Origin of the sequence: Nitrospirillum karajorum, from assembly GCF_036348415.1 — a bacterium.
GTDB lineage: Bacteria > Pseudomonadota > Alphaproteobacteria > Azospirillales > Azospirillaceae > Nitrospirillum > Nitrospirillum amazonense_B.
The window spans coordinates 1,864,274-1,880,342 of the sequence record NZ_JAZBQB010000003.1; the positions used below are offsets into that span (position 1 = coordinate 1,864,274).

General features: G+C 67.5%; 16 protein-coding genes. 11 read left to right on the forward strand and 5 right to left on the reverse strand.

Annotated features, from left to right (window positions below; translation table 11 throughout):
- Positions 1 to 1,035, forward strand: coding sequence for a hypothetical protein (locus UCD39_RS22340; RefSeq protein WP_330497929.1), 1,035 nt, complete (start codon positions 1 to 3; stop codon positions 1,033 to 1,035).
- A 12-nt stretch (positions 1,036 to 1,047) separates the two neighbouring features.
- Here UCD39_RS22340 and UCD39_RS22345 read toward each other — a convergent pair whose 3' ends face one another.
- The gene (locus UCD39_RS22345) at positions 1,048 to 1,944 is read right to left on the reverse strand and encodes an HpcH/HpaI aldolase/citrate lyase family protein (RefSeq protein ID WP_330497930.1); all 897 of its coding nucleotides are present in this window, start codon (positions 1,942 to 1,944) and stop codon (positions 1,048 to 1,050) included.
- 202 nt (positions 1,945 to 2,146) lie between these two features.
- Between UCD39_RS22345 and UCD39_RS22350 the strand changes: the two genes are divergently transcribed.
- Both UCD39_RS22350 and UCD39_RS22355 read left to right on the forward strand, forming a co-directional pair.
- Complete coding sequence (locus tag UCD39_RS22350) at positions 2,147 to 2,674, forward strand: hypothetical protein (RefSeq protein WP_330497931.1); 528 nt, start codon at positions 2,147 to 2,149, stop codon at positions 2,672 to 2,674.
- A gap of 86 nt (positions 2,675 to 2,760) precedes the next feature.
- Complete coding sequence (locus UCD39_RS22355; RefSeq protein WP_330497932.1) at positions 2,761 to 3,177, forward strand: thioredoxin family protein; 417 nt, start codon at positions 2,761 to 2,763, stop codon at positions 3,175 to 3,177.
- 75 nt (positions 3,178 to 3,252) lie between these two features.
- Here UCD39_RS22355 and UCD39_RS22360 read toward each other — a convergent pair whose 3' ends face one another.
- Positions 3,253 to 4,272 (reverse strand): aspartate-semialdehyde dehydrogenase, encoded by a 1,020-nt coding sequence (locus UCD39_RS22360; protein WP_330497933.1) that lies wholly within the window; start codon positions 4,270 to 4,272, stop codon positions 3,253 to 3,255.
- Between the two features lie 187 nt (positions 4,273 to 4,459).
- Here UCD39_RS22360 and UCD39_RS22365 point away from each other — a divergent pair, with 187 nt between their 5' ends.
- The 3 genes from UCD39_RS22365 (at position 4,460) to UCD39_RS22375 (ending at position 6,544) form a co-directional block, all read left to right on the forward strand.
- A complete protein-coding gene (locus UCD39_RS22365; RefSeq protein WP_330497934.1) occupies positions 4,460 to 4,801 on the forward strand; it encodes an Mpo1-like protein in 342 nt (113 codons plus the stop codon).
- Between the two features lie 44 nt (positions 4,802 to 4,845).
- Complete coding sequence (locus UCD39_RS22370; RefSeq protein WP_145729771.1) at positions 4,846 to 5,106, forward strand: hypothetical protein; 261 nt, start codon at positions 4,846 to 4,848, stop codon at positions 5,104 to 5,106.
- Between the two features lie 145 nt (positions 5,107 to 5,251).
- On the forward strand, positions 5,252 to 6,544 hold the full coding sequence (locus UCD39_RS22375) for a pentapeptide repeat-containing protein (protein ID WP_330497935.1): 1,293 nt from the start codon (positions 5,252 to 5,254) through the stop codon (positions 6,542 to 6,544).
- Between the two features lie 83 nt (positions 6,545 to 6,627).
- Here UCD39_RS22375 and leuB read toward each other — a convergent pair whose 3' ends face one another.
- Complete coding sequence (gene leuB / locus UCD39_RS22380; RefSeq protein ID WP_330497936.1) at positions 6,628 to 7,737, reverse strand: 3-isopropylmalate dehydrogenase; 1,110 nt, start codon at positions 7,735 to 7,737, stop codon at positions 6,628 to 6,630.
- Positions 7,738 to 7,972: 235 nt separating this feature from the next.
- The gene (gene leuD, locus UCD39_RS22385) at positions 7,973 to 8,587 is read right to left on the reverse strand and encodes a 3-isopropylmalate dehydratase small subunit (RefSeq protein ID WP_322482848.1); all 615 of its coding nucleotides are present in this window, start codon (positions 8,585 to 8,587) and stop codon (positions 7,973 to 7,975) included.
- A gap of 299 nt (positions 8,588 to 8,886) precedes the next feature.
- Between leuD and zapE the strand changes: the two genes are divergently transcribed.
- The 5 genes from zapE to sucD all read left to right on the forward strand — a co-directional run bounded on the left by zapE (position 8,887) and on the right by sucD (position 14,976).
- On the forward strand, positions 8,887 to 10,011 hold the full coding sequence (gene zapE, locus UCD39_RS22390) for a cell division protein ZapE (protein ID WP_145729767.1): 1,125 nt from the start codon (positions 8,887 to 8,889) through the stop codon (positions 10,009 to 10,011).
- A gap of 99 nt (positions 10,012 to 10,110) precedes the next feature.
- Positions 10,111 to 11,388 (forward strand): DUF2336 domain-containing protein, encoded by a 1,278-nt coding sequence (locus UCD39_RS22395; RefSeq protein ID WP_330497937.1) that lies wholly within the window; start codon positions 10,111 to 10,113, stop codon positions 11,386 to 11,388.
- A 328-nt stretch (positions 11,389 to 11,716) separates the two neighbouring features.
- Positions 11,717 to 12,676 (forward strand): malate dehydrogenase, encoded by a 960-nt coding sequence (gene mdh, locus UCD39_RS22400; RefSeq protein WP_330497938.1) that lies wholly within the window; start codon positions 11,717 to 11,719, stop codon positions 12,674 to 12,676.
- A 225-nt stretch (positions 12,677 to 12,901) separates the two neighbouring features.
- On the forward strand, positions 12,902 to 14,098 hold the full coding sequence (sucC, locus tag UCD39_RS22405; protein ID WP_145620517.1) for an ADP-forming succinate--CoA ligase subunit beta: 1,197 nt from the start codon (positions 12,902 to 12,904) through the stop codon (positions 14,096 to 14,098).
- A 2-nt stretch (positions 14,099 to 14,100) separates the two neighbouring features.
- Positions 14,101 to 14,976 (forward strand): succinate--CoA ligase subunit alpha, encoded by an 876-nt coding sequence (gene sucD, locus UCD39_RS22410; RefSeq protein WP_004274388.1) that lies wholly within the window; start codon positions 14,101 to 14,103, stop codon positions 14,974 to 14,976.
- Positions 14,977 to 15,113: 137 nt separating this feature from the next.
- On the opposite strand, the gene UCD39_RS22415 is transcribed toward sucD, so the two are convergent.
- Positions 15,114 to 15,986 (reverse strand): hypothetical protein, encoded by an 873-nt coding sequence (locus tag UCD39_RS22415; RefSeq protein WP_330497939.1) that lies wholly within the window; start codon positions 15,984 to 15,986, stop codon positions 15,114 to 15,116.
- Between the last annotated feature and the right edge of the window lie 83 nt (positions 15,987 to 16,069).

Genomic DNA, 16,069 nt, shown 5'->3' on the forward strand with positions numbered 1-16,069 from the left:
ATGAAGGTTCTGAGGATCGTTGTCGTGGGCATGGCGATGGCGTTTCCCACCATCACCGGGGCCCACGCGAAAGGCTCGCCCCAGGAGGCGTTGGCCAAGGCGGTCGCGGTGCTGGCCCATGCCGACCAGATGGATGGGCGCGGCGCCGCGGTGGAGGCGCATGATGGTGACCAGTTCGTGCAGTGCCGGCGGGCGCCCCATGAGACGGTCATCACCTGCGAGGCGGCCGGGCCACGGGGGCAGCCCTGGATGCGCCATGCCCTGACCAAGAAGCGACGGGCGAACCTGAAGGAGCTGGGCTACGTCTCCGACCGCAAGACCGGCAATTTCGTCGCGCGTCTGGACCCGTCGCAGTGGTCGGACGGCAAGCTGGCCGGCTTCATGGTCGCCACGCTGGTCGGTGGCTACGACGTGAGTCTGGGGGACATCGAGACCGAGACCGGATCCTACCCCGCGGTGGCCTGCCCGCCGCGCAATCCCTCCGGCCGCGACTTCGGCGGGGAGGTCGCGTTCAACGACCGCTCCCCAAAGGACCTGGGGGAAAACTGCGAGGTCGCGGGCATGGATGACGAGGATGAGGACGAGTCGCACATGCCCAAGCCGCTGAAGTCCATCCCCGTGGAGGCGGACGCGGCAGAGGCACTGGTCAAGCAGAACGTCAAGGAGATCGCTGACGCCTACACCTGGCTGCTGGGGGTGAGCGGTCCTGGCCGCCGGGTCGTCATCCTCAGTTGGGGCGAATTTCATATCCAATGCAGCAAGACGGGTGAGCCCGTGATCCCATGCGAGATCGAGTCCGCGGAGGCCAATCCAGCCCTGCGCCGCGTGATCACGGCGGCGGTGGGCCGTAAGTTGAGCAAAATGGGGTTCCGGGAGCCGGGATATTCCAAGAACTACGTCGGGTGGTTCAGGCTGAACGATGGCAAGCCCGAGAATTGGGCCTGGTCGACGATGCAGGCGGCGCTGACGGCTTTCGGTGGCTACGCCATCCAGCCGGTGACCGTGGAGCGCCGCGTCACCAAAGGGGAAACTTGAGCGCGCACCGTGTCAGCCGCTGATCGCGTCCGCCCCAATCGCCGCCGCCCCAATCGCCGCCGCCAGCGTCACCAACCGGTGGGCCTCCGCCACATGCAGGGCCTCCACCAGCCGGCCATCCACCAGCACCACGGCCTTGCCCTGGGCCATGGCCTCGGCATGGGCGGCGATGACGCGGCGGGCGCGGTCTAGGGACGCCGCGTCGGGGGCGAAGGTGGCGTTGGCGGCCGCCAGCTGCTTGGGATGGATCAGGGTCTTGCCGTCGAAGCCCAATTCCATCCCCTGGCGGCAACTGGCCTCCAGGCCGGAATCGTCGTCCAGGTCCAGATGCACGCCGTCCAGGATGGCCAGGCCGTGGGCGCGGGCCGCCAGCAGGCACAGGCCCAGGGCCGTGATCATGGGCAGGCGCAGGGGCGTGTGATGGGCGTGTAGTTCCTTGGCCAGGTCCGAGGTGCCCAGCACCAGGCCGGCCAGCCGGGGGGAGGCGGCGGCGATCTCCTTGGCGTTCAGCATGCCCAGCGCCGTTTCCATCATGACCCACAGGGCAAGCTCCCGAGGCGCGCCATGGGCCGCCAGCAGCCGGTCCGCCTGGCGCACCGCCTCATCCGACTCCACCTTGGGGATCAGCACCCCATGGGCCCCGGACCGGGCGGCGGCCGCCAGGTCGGCATGGCCCCAGGGCGTGTCCAGGCCGTTGGTGCGGATCAGCACCTCGCGCCGGCCAAAGCCGCCGGCGGCGACGACGGCCAGCACCTGGGCGCGGGCCTGCTCCTTGGCGTCCGGCGCCACCGCGTCCTCCAGGTCCAGGATCAGCACGTCGGCGTCCAACTCCCTGGCCTTTTCCAGCGCGCGGGCGTTGGATCCGGGCATGTACAGGGCGGAGCGGCGGGGGCGGACGGATGCGGGCATGGCGGCTCACAAAAAAGGACGGGCGAGGGCGATAGTGTGACGGCGGCGACGGCTGGCCGCCATCCCCGCGTGGTAACAGGGTTTGCGTCCCTATGTCCCGTGTCTTGCGGCTTGCCGACAGGCCGCCGCGGGGCTACCCCTAGGACAGGCCGCCGCCCTTCCCGCAGGGGCGCGGTCCATTGCCACGAGGAGCCGTTCCCCGATGCCGTCGCGCACCCGCCGTCCTTCCCCTTTTTCGCCCCTCTACGCGGCGGCCCTGTTTTACCTGACCGCCGGTGTCGCCGTGGCCCAGGTGGCCCCGCCGCCCCAAGGAACCGGACAGTCCGACGGCGCGCCCGGCGCCGGTGAATCGGTGACCGCCAACCAGCCCCTGCTGCGCGATCCCCGTCTGGTGGGCAATGCCAAGGCGCCGCCGCGCGACGTGGAATGCGTGGTGGGCGTGGGCAGCCCCTGCGCCGGGCGGCTGGATTTCAACGACGGCCGCAGTTTCGGCTTCAAGATCAGCGGCCCGGGCGAGGCGATGTTCCACAACACCGGCAACCGCCGCTGCACCCTGGAATACATTCTGACCGACAGCACGGTGGCCACCGCCGGCCGCACCATGGACCTGGCGGCCGGCGCCGCCACCACCCTCAAGGTGCGCGACGCCCAGGGCATGCATGTCCGCCTGTCGGCGCGCGGCATGGCCTCCCCCGTTTGTGAAATGGAAGTGACGGCCAAGCAACCCTGAAAGGACAGCCCATGCGGCCCTTCCTAACCACTTTATCTCTGGGGGCATTCCTGGTGGCGGCGCCCTTGACGGTCCAGGCGCCAGCCATGGCCGCGAACGCTGCGGTGGAGCCGTTCGATCCCGCCCGTGACGCCGCGCAGGACGTGGCGGCGGCCGTGGCTCAGGCCAAGGCGCAGGGCAAGCGCGTGCTGGTGGACGTGGGCGGGGAGTGGTGCGTGTGGTGCCATCGCTTCGATGCCCTGTTCGCTGACGAGTCCCGTCTGCACGCGTTGCGCGACCAGGGCTTCGTCACCGTCAAGGTGAACTGGAGCAAGGAGAACAAGAACGAGGCGCTGCTGAGCCAGTGGCCCAGGGTGGCCGGCTATCCCCACCTGTTCGTGCTGGATGGGGACGGCAAGGTGCTGCACTCCCAGGACACCGGCCTGCTGGAGCGGGGCAACGGCTATGACGCCGGCAAGGTAGCGGCCTTCCTGACCCAATGGAGCGTCAAGGCGCCGTCCTGATGTCGAAGCGGCAAGATGAAAAAGGGCGCCGGCTTGGCGAAGGCGGCGCCCTTTTTGTCAGCCGGCGGCCGAGGCTCACTTCTTGGCCAGATGATCCTTGATCAGGCGTTCGGCGATCTGCACGGCATTCAGGGCGGCGCCCTTGCGCAGGTTGTCGGACACCACCCACAGGTTCAGCCCGTTCTCCACCGTAATGTCCTCGCGCAGGCGGCTGACGAACACCAGGTCGTCACCGGCTGCCTCGACCGGGGTGACATAGCCCTCGTCGGCGTGGTGGTCGATCAGCGACACGCCCTTGGCCTTGCGCAGGACGGCGCGCGCCTCGTCGGCGCTGATGGGGTTCTCGAACTCCACATTGATCGCTTCGGAATGGCTGATGAACACAGGCACGCGCACGCAGGTGGCCGTCACCTTGATGGACGGGTCCAGGATCTTCTTGGTCTCCACCGTCATCTTCCACTCTTCCTTGGTGGTGCCGTCGTCCATGAAGACGTCGATGTGGGGGATGACGTTGAAGGCGATCTGCTTGGTGAACTGCTTCTTCTCGACCGGGTCGTTCACATAGATGGCGCGGGTCTGGGTGAACAGCTCGTCCATCGCTTCCTTGCCGGCACCCGACACGGACTGATAGGTCGACACCACCACGCGACGGATGCGGGCCAGGTCGTGCAGGGGCTTCAGCGCCACCACCATCTGGATGGTGGAGCAGTTGGGGTTGGCGATGATGCCCTTCTTCTTGTAGCCGGCGATGGCCTCCGGGTTCACCTCGGGCACCACCAGGGGCACGTCCGGGTCCATGCGGAAGTGGCTGGTGTTGTCGATGACCACGGCGCCGGCGGCGGCGGCCTTGGGGGCGAACTGGGCCGATACCTTGGCGCCGGCCGAGGACAGCACGATGTCGGTGCCGGTGAAGTCGAACTTGGCCAGGTCCTGCACTCGCAAGTCATCGTCGCCGAAGCTGATCTCCGACCCGATGGACCGTTCGGACGCCAGGGCCACGACCTCGCTCACCGGGAATTCCCGTTCCGCCAGGATCTGCAGCATCTCGCGCCCGACATTGCCCGTGGCGCCCACGACGGCGACTTTATAGCCCATGGTCATGCTCCTCATATCTCTGGCGGGGATCCCCAGGGGCCGCCGCTTGCGGGGGCGGGGGCCGCTCTGGTCTAATTCGGCGGAGACTTAAGACGGGCAGGCGGGCTTTGCAAGCGCGCAGGCGTCAGTGCCGCCCCGCGAGCGGATTGACTGCGGGTGGCGGCGGCCGGGACGGGAAGGAAAAGCCATGACGGTGCACGAACCGCGCATCACCACCTATGAGGCGTTCTGGCCCTTTTATCTGGGGGAGCACGCCCTGCCAGCCACGCGGGCCTGGCACTTCGTGGGGACGGGCCTGGTCCTCCTGGCGTTGGCGGCCGGGGTGGTATCGCGCGACTGGCGCTTTTTCGCCGCCGCGCCCATCTGTGGCTACTTCTTCGCCTGGGTCAGCCACTTTTTCGTGGAGCACAACCGCCCCGCCACCTTCACCTATCCCCTCTGGTCGCTGGTCAGCGATTTCCGCATGTTCTTCCTGTTCGTGGCCGGCCGGCTGGGGGCCGAACTGCGCCGCCACGGCATCGGTCGCTGACGACCGTTCCACCACCCAGGCCAGCCACCGAAGGATAAGCCGCCTTGGCTCAAATCGTCGAAACCATCGCCCAGTCCATCAAGCGGGCCGACAAGACCTTCTTCAATGAGAATTACGTCAAGCAGGCCCAGGCCGTTGTTGATGGCCTGCGCAAGGCCGGTTTCGAGATCGTCCCGGTGAAGCCGCCGGAAGTCCTGGTGGAATACGCGATCGAGAACATACCCTTCGGTCGCTTGCGCCCGTCAGAGTTGATCAGGGCGCTCTATGGAACAATGGTAGAGAATTGTCGAAAGTTCGTTTCCTGATTTGGTAAGTTTATTTCAGTTTTTGTCAGATTCTTTTGCCGAATACAGGAGTGAATCCCCTTCTAAAAACTCCGTTTGGGGTGCAACAATGCGGTAACGCACCGGCTGATCGGGGCGATGGTGGTAAGTCGGGTGGCTAATCCGCATGCATCCTGAACGGCAGTACCAGGACGGTTTCGAATGGCGACGGGTAACCCCGACGGAGGTGTTGGAAGCGGCCCGCAAGCATGAGCGGCTGATTGAGGGGCGCATTGGCGGCGCCCGCTTCGCCTTTGTGCTGCATGACCTCCGGGGCGCCGTTCTTTCGACCCTGAACCTCACCGACGCCGATCTGACCGGCAGCCGCCTGGATCAGGCCCAACTGGTGGGGACGCGGCTGCGCAGCGCCTCTCTCTTCGCCTGTGATTTCCGCTTGGCCTGTCTGCGCCAGGCCGACCTGTCCAAGTCCGACCTGCGGGGCGTCAGCATGCGCGGTGCCGACCTGACCAAGGCGCGCATGCGCGAGGCCGACGTGCGCGAGGCGGTGCTGGCCGTCTATCGCGGCGGCAAGCCCCTGCCCGAGACCTTCGACGGCCGTATTCCCGACCTGACCTCCGCCATCGCGGTCGGCACCGACCTGTCCGACAGCCGCCTGAACGGTGCCTGGACGCTGAACGCGGACTTCAGCGACGCCAACCTCACTGGCGTGGATTTGCGCGGCGCCGATTTGCGTGGCGCGGTCTTCAAGGGCGCCAACCTCCAGGGCGCCAACCTGTCGGAAACCAAGCTGAGCGGCACCACCTTCGCCGGTGCCGTGCTGACCGACGCCATCTTCAACGACGCCCTGCTTGAGGATGCCAATTTCCGGGGCGCCATCATGGAAACCGGCTTGATCGGCCGCTTGCGCGGCAAGGGCGCCGTCCTACCCGGTGAGGGGGAGGAGGGCGCCCGCCCGGTGATGGATATCGTCGAGGATCACGCCACCTGGGTCGCCGCCGCCGGGCGATCCGGCACCCGGGCCGACCTGTCGGGCCGTGACCTCACGGCGCTCAACCTCTCCGGCCGCAACCTGACGGCTGCCAAGATGGCCTACGCCATGGCCCGGCGCCTGGTGCTGACGGGGGCGTCCCTGGTCATGGCCGACCTGGAATGCACGGACCTGCAGGACGCGGTGCTGGTGGGCGTGGACGGGCGGGGCGCCAATTTCGAGCGCGCCCACCTCAACGGCGCCGACTTGCAGGATGCCAACCTGGGCCTGTTGGAAAGCGCCGAGCAGCCGGACCGCAAATGGCCGGCACGGTTCACGCGGGCCCGCCTGCGGGGCGCCAACCTGCGGGGGACCAACCTGCGCGGCGCGGTCTTGCGCGAGGCCGACCTGACTGGTGCCGACCTGCGCGACGCCCAGGTGGAGGGGATCGTCCTGGACGGCGCCATCACCGCCCAGGTCCGGTCGAAGTAGCGTCGGCGGAATGCACGAAAAGGAAAGGCCTGGAGCCGGCGTGGCTCCAGGCCTTTCCTTTTCACGGGTGTGAGGCGTGGGCCTCAGCCCACCAGCTTGTCCAGCTCGCGCAGGATGCTGTCGCCCATCACGGAGGTGGAGCAGCGGGCCATGCCCGGGGACATGATGTCGGCCGTGCGCATGCCGCCCTTCAGGACGTTCTGCACCGCCTTGTCCAGGAGGTCGGCTTCCTCGCCCCGGTCGAAGGAATAGCGCAGCGCCATGCCGAAGCTCAGCAGCGAGGCGATGGGGTTGGCGACGTCGCGGCCGGCGATGTCGGGGGCGGAGCCGTGCACCGGCTCATACAGCGCCTTGCGGCGGCCATTGGCATCGGCGGCGCCCAGCGAGGCCGACGGCAGCATGCCGATGGAACCGGTCAGCATCGCGGCCTCGTCCGACAGGATGTCGCCGAACAGGTTGTCGGTGACGATGACGTCGAACTGCTTGGGATTGCGCACCAGCTGCATGGCGGCGGCGTCGGCCAGCATGTGGCTCAGTTCCACGTCCTTGTATTCCGCCGCGTGCAGGGCCGTGACGTCCTGGTTCCACAGCAGGCCCGACTCCATGACGTTGCGCTTCTCGCAGGAGCAGACCTTGTTGCCGCGCTTGCGCGCCAGCTCGAAGGCGACGCGGGCCACGCGCTGGATTTCCGGGGTGGTGTAGACCTGGGTGTTCACGCCGCGGCGGATGCCGTTGCCCAGGTCCTCGATGCCCCGCGGCTCACCGAAATAGACGCCGCCCGTCAGCTCACGGACGATCATGATGTCCAGGCCGCGCACCACCTCGGGCTTCAGGGTCGAGGCGTCGACCAGGGCGTCGAACACCACGGCCGGGCGCAGGTTGGCGAACAGCTCCATCTCCTTGCGCAGGCGCAGCAGGCCGGCCTCGGGCCGCTTGTCGAAGCTGACGCCATCCCACTTCGGGCCGCCCACGGCGCCCAGCAGCACGGCGTCGGCGGCCAGCGCCTGGGCCATGGTCTCGTCGGACAGGGGCACGCCGTAGGCGTCGATGGCGCAACCGCCCACCAGGCCTTCCGACACGGTGAACTCCAGATCACGGCGCCGGGCCATCCAGTCGATGACGCGGCGGACCTGGCGCATGACTTCCGGCCCGATACCGTCGCCCGGCAGCATGAGAAGAGAGTAAGCGGCCATGGATGAACCCTTTTTGTCGGATGGTGCGGCGCCGCCACGGCTGCCGGCTTCCCGTCCCCGGGAAGGCCCAGCCGGGCATGCGGCCTAGCGGCTGCTGGTTAGCGAAAATATCGGGTGGGCCCGCGTCCTGCAAACCCCCCGTTGGGCCGGAACCCGCGCCAAAGGCGCGCGTCCCTGGGCCGTCACAGCGAAATCACCGGCGAGGGCAGGCGCCCCCTCCGGGCCGGTCAAGCGGTCAGCGGGCCCAGCGCCAGGGCTGGCCTGTCTGCTGCTGCGCCTCGAACGCGTCGATGGCGCTGACCTGCTGCAGAGTCAGGCCGATGTCGTCCAGGCCGTTCAGCAGGCAATGGCGGCGGAACGGCTCCACATCGAAGCCGACGCTTTCGCCATCCGGGGTGGTGATGGTCTGCTTCTCCAGATCCACGGTGAAGGTGGCGTTGGCGCCCTTGGACGCCTCTTCCATCAGGCGGTCCACCACCTCTTGCGGCAGGGCGATGGGCAGGATGCCGTTCTTGAAGCAGTTGTTGAAGAAGATGTCGGCGAAGCTGGGGGCGATGACGCAGCGGATGCCGTAATCCAGCAGGGCCCAGGGCGCATGCTCCCGCGAGGAGCCGCAGCCGAAATTGTCGCCCGCCACCAGGATGCTGGCCTTGCGGTAGGCCGGCTGGTTCAGGATGAAGTCCGCCCGGTCGCTGCCGTCCTCGTTGAAACGGAGGGAGGAGAACAGCCCGCTGCCCAAACCGGTGCGCTTGATGGTCTTCAGATACCGCGCCGGGATGATCATGTCCGTGTCGATGTTCTGGATCGGCAGGGGGGCGGCGACGCCGGTCAGGATGGTGAACTTGTCCATGGGCTCTCGTCCGGTGACTGTAAAACGGGTGACGCTGCCCCTTTCTGCCACAAGGCGGATCGGGCCAACAACCATCCGCGATGATACGTCAACGCGCGACTGACCCCACCGAAACGCAAGGGAAGTACGACAACGGGTCAATTGACGCACTTATATTGCGCCGTGGCGTCGGTGCACCGGGCCCGCTTCCGACGATGGCATGGGCGGCGCAAGGGTGCGTTGAGGCCGCGTCTGTTGTTGGCGGCGAACCGTTTCGATATGAGGAACCGCCCGTTTCCCAGCACTGCGGTGGCCGCCCCATGACTGAAGGTCCCTTGTCCGTCTACCGCGCCCGGCGCGGCACCGGCACGTTGAAGGACGACCCCGCGCAGGAACTGGCGGCGGAAAAGCTGCAAAGCCTTTACCAGGCGCTGAAGGACTACCGTCCGGCCCAGGGCCAGTCCGGCTGGCGCGCCCGTTTCGGCCTGGCGCGGCGGCCCGATCCGGCGCCGCAGGGCCTGTACATCTACGGTGATGTGGGGCGGGGCAAGTCCATGCTGATGGACCTGTTCTATGAGACGGCGCCGGTGCTGCGGCGCCGCCGCGTCCATTTCCACGCCTTCATGCAGGAGGTGCATCAGTCGCTGCACGCCCTGCGGCAGCGTCCGGACCTGCGCAAGAGCGGCGCCGACGAGTCGCTGCCCGAACTGGCGCGCACCATCGCCGACCAGGCCTGGCTGCTGTGCTTCGACGAATTCCATGTCACCGACATCGCCGACGCCATGATCCTGGGCCGGCTGTTCACCCACCTGTTCGAACTGGGCGTGGTGGTGGTGGCGACCAGCAACTGGGCGCCCGACGACTTGTACAAGAACGGCCTGCAGCGCGACCTGTTCCTGCCCTTCATCGCCCTGCTGAAGGAAAAGCTGGACGTCCTGCACCTGGAAGGGGCCCGCGACTATCGCCTGGCCCGCATCCGGGGCCGTCAGGTCTACTTCGACCCGTTGGGGCCGGCGGCCACGGCGGCGCTGGAAAAGACCTTCACCGAGCTGACGGACACCCAGCCCACCGCCACCCACCTGATGGTGCAGGGGCGCACGCTGCCGGTGCCGCGCCAGGCCAAGGGTGTGGCCTGGTTCACCTTTGACGAGCTGTGCCGCCAGCCCCTGGGGGCCGGCGACTACCTGGCCATCGCCACCCACTATCACACCGTGCTGCTGGACGGCGTGCCCATGCTGGACCCGAGCTTGCGCAACGAGGCCAAGCGCCTGATGACCTTCATCGACGCGCTGTATGAGCACAAGGTGCACCTGATCATGGCGGCGGAGGCGGCGCCGGGCCAGCTCTACCCCGAGGGCCAGCACGCATTCGAGTTCCAGCGCACCGTCAGCCGCCTCATGGAAATGCAGGCGGAGGATTATCTGGCGGCGGGGCATCTCACGTAACGGGGTGCCCCGTTGGCGGTGTTCCCCTCGGGCGCGCTGACGGTTCCCCCGCCGACATGTTAATGTACCTCCGACCCTGTGACCCAGCCGGAGGGGCCCTTGCCGCCGTCCACGCCGACCATCGATTATGAGACCGCCAAGACGGTGGCCGCCGGTGGCGATGTCGCGGCGCGCGTGGCGTTGGCCAACAGCCCCGACACGCGGCCCGAACTGCTTTATTACCTGGCCGATGACGATGACGAGCGGGTGCGTGGCGCCGTCGTGACCAACGCCATGACACCGGTGCGCGCCTTCGGCCGCCTGGCGCGCGACCCCAGCGAGCGGGTGCGGGCTCTGCTGGCGGACAAGCTGACCCGCCTGTTGCCCGACCTGTCCCGTCCCGAGGTTGGGGCCATGCGCGACGTTGCCTTCGCCGCGCTGGAATTGCTGGCCGCCGATCAGGTCATCCGTGTGCGCACCGCCTTGTCCAGCGCCCTGGCCGATGTGGAATGCGCCCCGCCCAAGCTGGCGGTGACCCTGGCCCGCGACGTGGCCCAGGATGTGGCGGGGCCGGTGCTGCGCTGGTGCATGGCCCTGTCGGATGAGGAGCTGCTGGACATCCTGTCCCGCCGGCCCGAGCCCTGGGTGGTGGAGGCGGTGGCCGGGCGGCGCACCGTGTCCCAGCCCGTGGGCGACGCCGTGGTGGCGATGGGCGATCACCAGTCCTGGGCCACCCTGGCCGGCAACCCCGGCGCCGACCTGTCGCCCAAGGCCCGCCGTCTGCTGGCGGAGCGGGGCCACACGCCCATCGGCGGGGTCGCGGCCGGTGACGGTGCCGAAGAGGTACCTGATCCGAATGCGCTCATCGGTGGCCCTGGGGCGCCGCCCGCCGGTCCGGCGCAAGTATCGCAACGCCTGGCCGACGCGGTGCAGGACGCCATCCGGGACGGCCTGGCGGGGCAGGGGCTGGACCGGGAAGGGGTGGAGGCGGTGGTGGCCGCGGCCGCCCGCCGGTTGGATTGGGCGGCGGGCTACGCCAAGCGCGAGGGTGCCGCGGAGAAGGCGGCGCGCCTGGCGGCCGGCGGCGGCCTGAACGAGGATGTGGTGTGCGACGCCCTCAGCTGGGGCGACCGCGATTTCGCCCAGGAGGCGGTGGCGCTGCTGGCCCGCGTGCCGGCGGACGCCGTGCGCCGCATCCTGGCGACGCAAAGCCCCAAGGCGGTGACGGCGCTGGCCTGGCGGGCGGGCTTCTCCATGCGGGGGGCCCGTACCCTGCAGGCCCGGGGCGCCGGCATCGCGCCGCGCAAGCTGCTGAACGCCCGGCTGGGAACGGACTATCCCATGACCGATGTCGAGATGCACTGGCACCTGGAACTGTTCGACATTCGGCCCAAGTGAGGCTTTTCGCTGCTGGGGGCCGCCAGGGATTGGAGATCGTGCGCCCGCCCCTCGGTTCCGGGCCATACCTTTTGCCGGAAGCCTGCCATGGCGGCGGCGCGCGCCTGCGGCTGCAAGGGGCGCCTTGCCCGGCGGGCGGATTCAGGCTAAGCAGCCCGCCGCGGGCTCCCTCGTTCCTCGGGCCCCGAAGGCCGGGCGCCCTGGCGCCTGGGACCCCGCACGGCGACTTTCCGGGACCTTGCCCGATGCCTTTCCGTCATTGGCCGGGCGTGGTCCCCTTGGTTTCGTGACGCCTTTTCATTCAACCCGAAGTTCGAGGAACCCAACCATGGCACGCAAGAAGATCGCGCTGGTCGGCGCCGGCCAGATCGGCGGCACCCTGGCCCTGTTGGCCGGCCTGAAGGAGCTTGGCGACATCGTCCTGTTCGACATCCCTGATTTCGAGGGTGTCGCCAAGGGCAAGGCGCTGGATATCGCCGAAGCCGCCCCCGTGGAAGGGTTCGACAGCGCCCTGACCGGTGCCTCCGACTATGCCGACATCGCCGGCGCCGACGTGGTGATCGTCACCGCCGGCGTGCCGCGCAAGCCGGGCATGAGCCGTGACGACCTGGTGGGCATCAACGCCAAGGTGATCAAGAGCGTCGGCGCGGGCATCAAGGAACACGCCCCGAACGCCTTCGTCATCGTCATCACCAACCCGCTGGACGCCATGGTCGGCCTGATGCAGCAGGTCACCGGCTTCGACCCGGCCAAGGTGGTCGGCATGGCCGGCGTGCTGGACAGCGCCCGTTTCCGCCACTTCCTGGCGGATGAGTTCAAGGTCTCGGTCGAGGACGTCACCGCCTTCGTGCTGGGCGGCCACGGCGACACCATGGTCCCCTCCGTCCGTTACTCCACCGTCGCCGGCATTCCGCTGCCCGACCTGGTGAAGATGGGCTGGACCACGCAGGAGAAGCTGGACCAGATCGTGCAGCGCACCCGTGATGGTGGCGCCGAGATCGTCGGCCTGCTGAAGACCGGTTCCGCCTTCTACGCCCCGGCCGCCTCCGCCATCGCCATGGCCGAGAGCTTCCTGAAGGACAAGAAGCGCGTGCTGCCCTGCGCCGCCAAGCTGACCGGCCAGTACGGCGTGGACGGCCTGTACATCGGCGTGCCGGTGATCATCGGCGCCGGCGGCGTCGAGAAGATCATCGAGATCGAGCTGAACGCCGAGGAAAAGGCCAACTTCGACAAGTCCGTTGCCGCCGTGCAGCAGCTGGTCGAGGTGACCGCCAAGGTCGCCGGCTGATCGTTCGGGTTCCGGTATGACGTTCTGAATGGCCCCGCCCGCCGCGCGCAGGCGGGGCCATTTGGCAAAGAGATACCGGAATAGCGTTCAAAGCCACCCTTCCGTCACTTACGCGGTTGATCGCCCCGGCATTGCTCTCTACAGTGCCCGCGGCGCGGGGTTGGCCCCGCGATCGGCCGCAAACTTTGCGAGGCCGTTTCCCAACCGGAAGCGGGCGATCCCCGAATGAATATTCATGAATACCAGGCCAAGGGCCTGCTGAAGAAATACGGCGTCGCGGTACCCCGCGGCGGCGTTGCCTACACCCCCGAAGAGGCCAAGACCGTGGCCACGGACCTGGGCGGCCCGGTTTGGGTCGTGAAGTCCCAGATCCACGCCGGCGGCCGTGGCGCCGGGCGGTTCAAGGAGAACCCCGAGGGCAAGGGCGGCGTCCGCGTCGTGAAGTCGATCGACGACGTCGTGTCCAACGCCAAGGAAATGCTGGGCCACACGCTGGTGACCAAGCAGACCGGTCCGGAAGGCAAGGAGGTCAAGCGCCTCTATGTCGAGGAAGGCTGCGACATCAAGCGCGAGCTGTACCTGTCCCTGCTGCTGGACCGCGCCACCTCCCGCGTCACCGTGATCGCCTCGACCGAGGGCGGCATGGAAATCGAGGAAGTGGCCCACAGCCACCCCGAGAAGATCGTCAAGATCGCCATCGACCCGGTCGGCGGCCTGCAGGGCTACCACGCCCGCCAGATCGCCTTCGGCCTGAAGCTGGAAGGCAAGCAGGTCGGCGCCGCGGTGAAGTTCCTGTCCGCCATGTACAAGGCGTTCGTGGAGCTGGACGCCTCGCAGGTCGAGATCAACCCGCTGGTCGTGACCGGCGCCGGTGACATCATCGCCCTCGACGCCAAGATGAACTTCGACGACAACGCCCTCTACCGTCACAAGGACATCGAAGAGCTCCGTGACGAGAGCGAGGAAGAGGCGTCGGAGACCGAGGCCACGAAGCACGGCCTGAACTATGTGAAGCTGGACGGCAACATCGGCTGCATGGTCAACGGTGCCGGCCTGGCCATGGCCACCATGGACATCATCAAGTTGTACGGCGGCGAGCCGGCCAACTTCCTGGACGTGGGCGGCGGCGCCACCCGTGAGCGCGTGACCACCGCGTTCAAGCTCATCCTGTCCGATCCGAATGTCGAAGGCATTCTGGTCAACATCTTCGGCGGCATCATGCGCTGCGACGTCATCGCCGAGGGCGTGGTGGCGGCGGCCCGTGAGGTCAGCCTGCACGTTCCGCTGGTCGTCCGCCTGGAAGGCACCAACGTCGAGCTGGGCAAGAAGATCCTGGCCGAGTCCGGCCTGCCGATCCTGTCCGCCGACAACCTGGCCGACGCCGCTGAAAAGATCGTCAAGGCCGTGAAGGAGGCCGCGTAATCATGGCCGTGTTGGTTGACAAGAACACCAAGGTGATCTGCCAGGGCTTCACCGGCGCGCAGGGCACCTTCCACTCCGAACAGGCCATCGCCTACGGCACCAAGATGGTTGGCGGCGTGACCCCCGGCAAGGGCGGCACCACCCACCTCGACCTGCCGGTGTTCGACACCGTGGCCGAGGCCGTGCACACCACCGGCGCCAACGCCTCGGTGATCTACGTGCCGCCGCCCTTCGCCGCGGACGCCATCCTGGAAGCCATCGATGCCCAGATCCCGCTGGTGGTCTGCATCACCGAAGGCATCCCGGTGCTGGACATGGTGACGGTGAAGCGCGCCCTGGCCGGGTCCAAGACCCGCCTGATCGGCCCGAACTGCCCCGGCGTCATCACCCCGGACGAGTGCAAGATCGGCATTATGCCCGGCCACATCCACAAGCGTGGCAAGATCGGCATCGTCAGCCGTTCCGGCACCCTGACCTATGAGGCCGTGGCGCAGACCACCGCGGCCGGCCTGGGCCAGACCACCTGCATCGGCATCGGCGGCGACCCGGTCAACGGCACCAACTTCGTGGACAGCCTGCAGCTGTTCCTCGATGATCCGGAGACCGAGGGCATCATCATGATCGGTGAGATCGGCGGTTCGGCGGAAGTCGACGGCGCCGAGTTCATCCGCGACAGCAAGACGAAGAAGCCGGTCGTCGGCTTCATCGCCGGCCGCACGGCCCCCCCGGGCCGCCGCATGGGCCACGCGGGCGCCGTGATCTCCGGCGGCAACGACACGGCCGACTTCAAGGTCGAGGCCCTGCGCGCCGCCGGCATCCATGTCGCCGACAGCCCCGCCAGCCTGGGTTCCACCATGCTGAAGGCGCTGAAGGGCTAAGGCCTGGCGTCGGCCCCCTTTGGGGTGGTTTTGATGGAATGGAAAACGGCGGTCCCCGGTAACGGGGCCGCCGTTTTTCTTTGCCCGGGCTGGCGGGGGTGGCTACGCCGAGTTGGGGAGGGGCGGCTCGCCCCGGATTAGGGTGTGGTGGGAATGGTGGTGAAGTCGCCTTTTTGCTGGATTCCCTGTGGCATGCGCCAGGGTGCCCATGGCTTCTGGATCGAATACTGAATGCCATGATCGTTGGCCTGGTTGACGATCAGCGTCAGCATGAGAGGAGCCAGGGCGGGTGCCGAGAATGCCTCCGGTATCGACATGCCATCGAAGGGCAGTAGCGGGATGGTCAGCGTGACGGGCTGCTGTTGCGGAACGGGGGCGAAGAATTTGCGCCGGTAGACGATGGCGTCGTCACGGCCCTCTTCGTGCAGGCGATGCTCAATGACGGCGTAGCCGTCCTGCACGCCGTCGAAAACCAGGTCACTCTGCACCGACATTGGACCGAACGGAACCATGCCCGCGTGATAGGGGGCGGGCGCGACCGTGAAGGTCATGAGAAAGCGATAGGCGGTGGCGGATGAATGCCCCCCATGGGTATTGGTGAATTCGAACATCTGAATTTTGGTGAGATGCCCGTCCTTATTCTCATCCACGAAACAGAAGCTGTTGGCGTCAAGCCCCGAGCTGGTGGGGGGCTCGCTCTGGGGGCAGTAATAGTTGGTGTTGTTGTAGGGGTAGGTGATCAGCGTGTCGCCGGGGTGGAACTTAATGTCCCCAAACAGGCGATTGAAATCGATCTCTCCATCGAGGATCACACCGGGGACGAGGCGGGAACTGACATCACTGTAGAGGACGGCACCCTTGTTCCTGGTGGTCTGGGTGTTGGCAGCCAATGAATGCGTGATCATGGGGGGCCGGGGCGTGTTGAAAGAGGCATCGGGCGGGATGGTGGCTCCGCAACCCGTCAGGATCAGAAGGCCGGCGGCTAGGGCTATGCGCGTCTTGTGCGTCACGTGTCGCTTCCCAAGGAAGGTGGGGGCCAAGGAAGGTGGAGCCCAAGAAAATTGAGGGGTGGTTACGCGGGCCGGTGCCCGCG

What these genes read in the sequence shown, in the direction of transcription:
- UCD39_RS22360 (WP_330497933.1), bottom strand. Translation starts at nt 4,272, where the DNA reads ATGGGCTATAAAGTCGCCGTCGTGGGCGCCACGGGCAATGTCGGGCGC.
- UCD39_RS22375 (WP_330497935.1), top strand. Translation starts at nt 5,252, where the DNA reads ATGCATCCTGAACGGCAGTACCAGGACGGTTTCGAATGGCGACGGGTA.
- leuD (WP_322482848.1), bottom strand. Translation starts at nt 8,587, where the DNA reads ATGGACAAGTTCACCATCCTGACCGGCGTCGCCGCCCCCCTGCCGATC.
- UCD39_RS22365 (WP_330497934.1), top strand. Translation starts at nt 4,460, where the DNA reads ATGACGGTGCACGAACCGCGCATCACCACCTATGAGGCGTTCTGGCCC.
- sucD (WP_004274388.1), top strand. Translation starts at nt 14,101, where the DNA reads ATGGCCGTGTTGGTTGACAAGAACACCAAGGTGATCTGCCAGGGCTTC.
- sucC (WP_145620517.1), top strand. Translation starts at nt 12,902, where the DNA reads ATGAATATTCATGAATACCAGGCCAAGGGCCTGCTGAAGAAATACGGC.
- UCD39_RS22340 (WP_330497929.1), top strand. Translation starts at nt 1, where the DNA reads ATGAAGGTTCTGAGGATCGTTGTCGTGGGCATGGCGATGGCGTTTCCC.
- leuB (WP_330497936.1), bottom strand. Translation starts at nt 7,737, where the DNA reads ATGGCCGCTTACTCTCTTCTCATGCTGCCGGGCGACGGTATCGGGCCG.
- UCD39_RS22350 (WP_330497931.1), top strand. Translation starts at nt 2,147, where the DNA reads ATGCCGTCGCGCACCCGCCGTCCTTCCCCTTTTTCGCCCCTCTACGCG.
- zapE (WP_145729767.1), top strand. Translation starts at nt 8,887, where the DNA reads ATGACTGAAGGTCCCTTGTCCGTCTACCGCGCCCGGCGCGGCACCGGC.
- UCD39_RS22345 (WP_330497930.1), bottom strand. Translation starts at nt 1,944, where the DNA reads ATGCCCGCATCCGTCCGCCCCCGCCGCTCCGCCCTGTACATGCCCGGA.
- UCD39_RS22355 (WP_330497932.1), top strand. Translation starts at nt 2,761, where the DNA reads ATGGCCGCGAACGCTGCGGTGGAGCCGTTCGATCCCGCCCGTGACGCC.
- mdh (WP_330497938.1), top strand. Translation starts at nt 11,717, where the DNA reads ATGGCACGCAAGAAGATCGCGCTGGTCGGCGCCGGCCAGATCGGCGGC.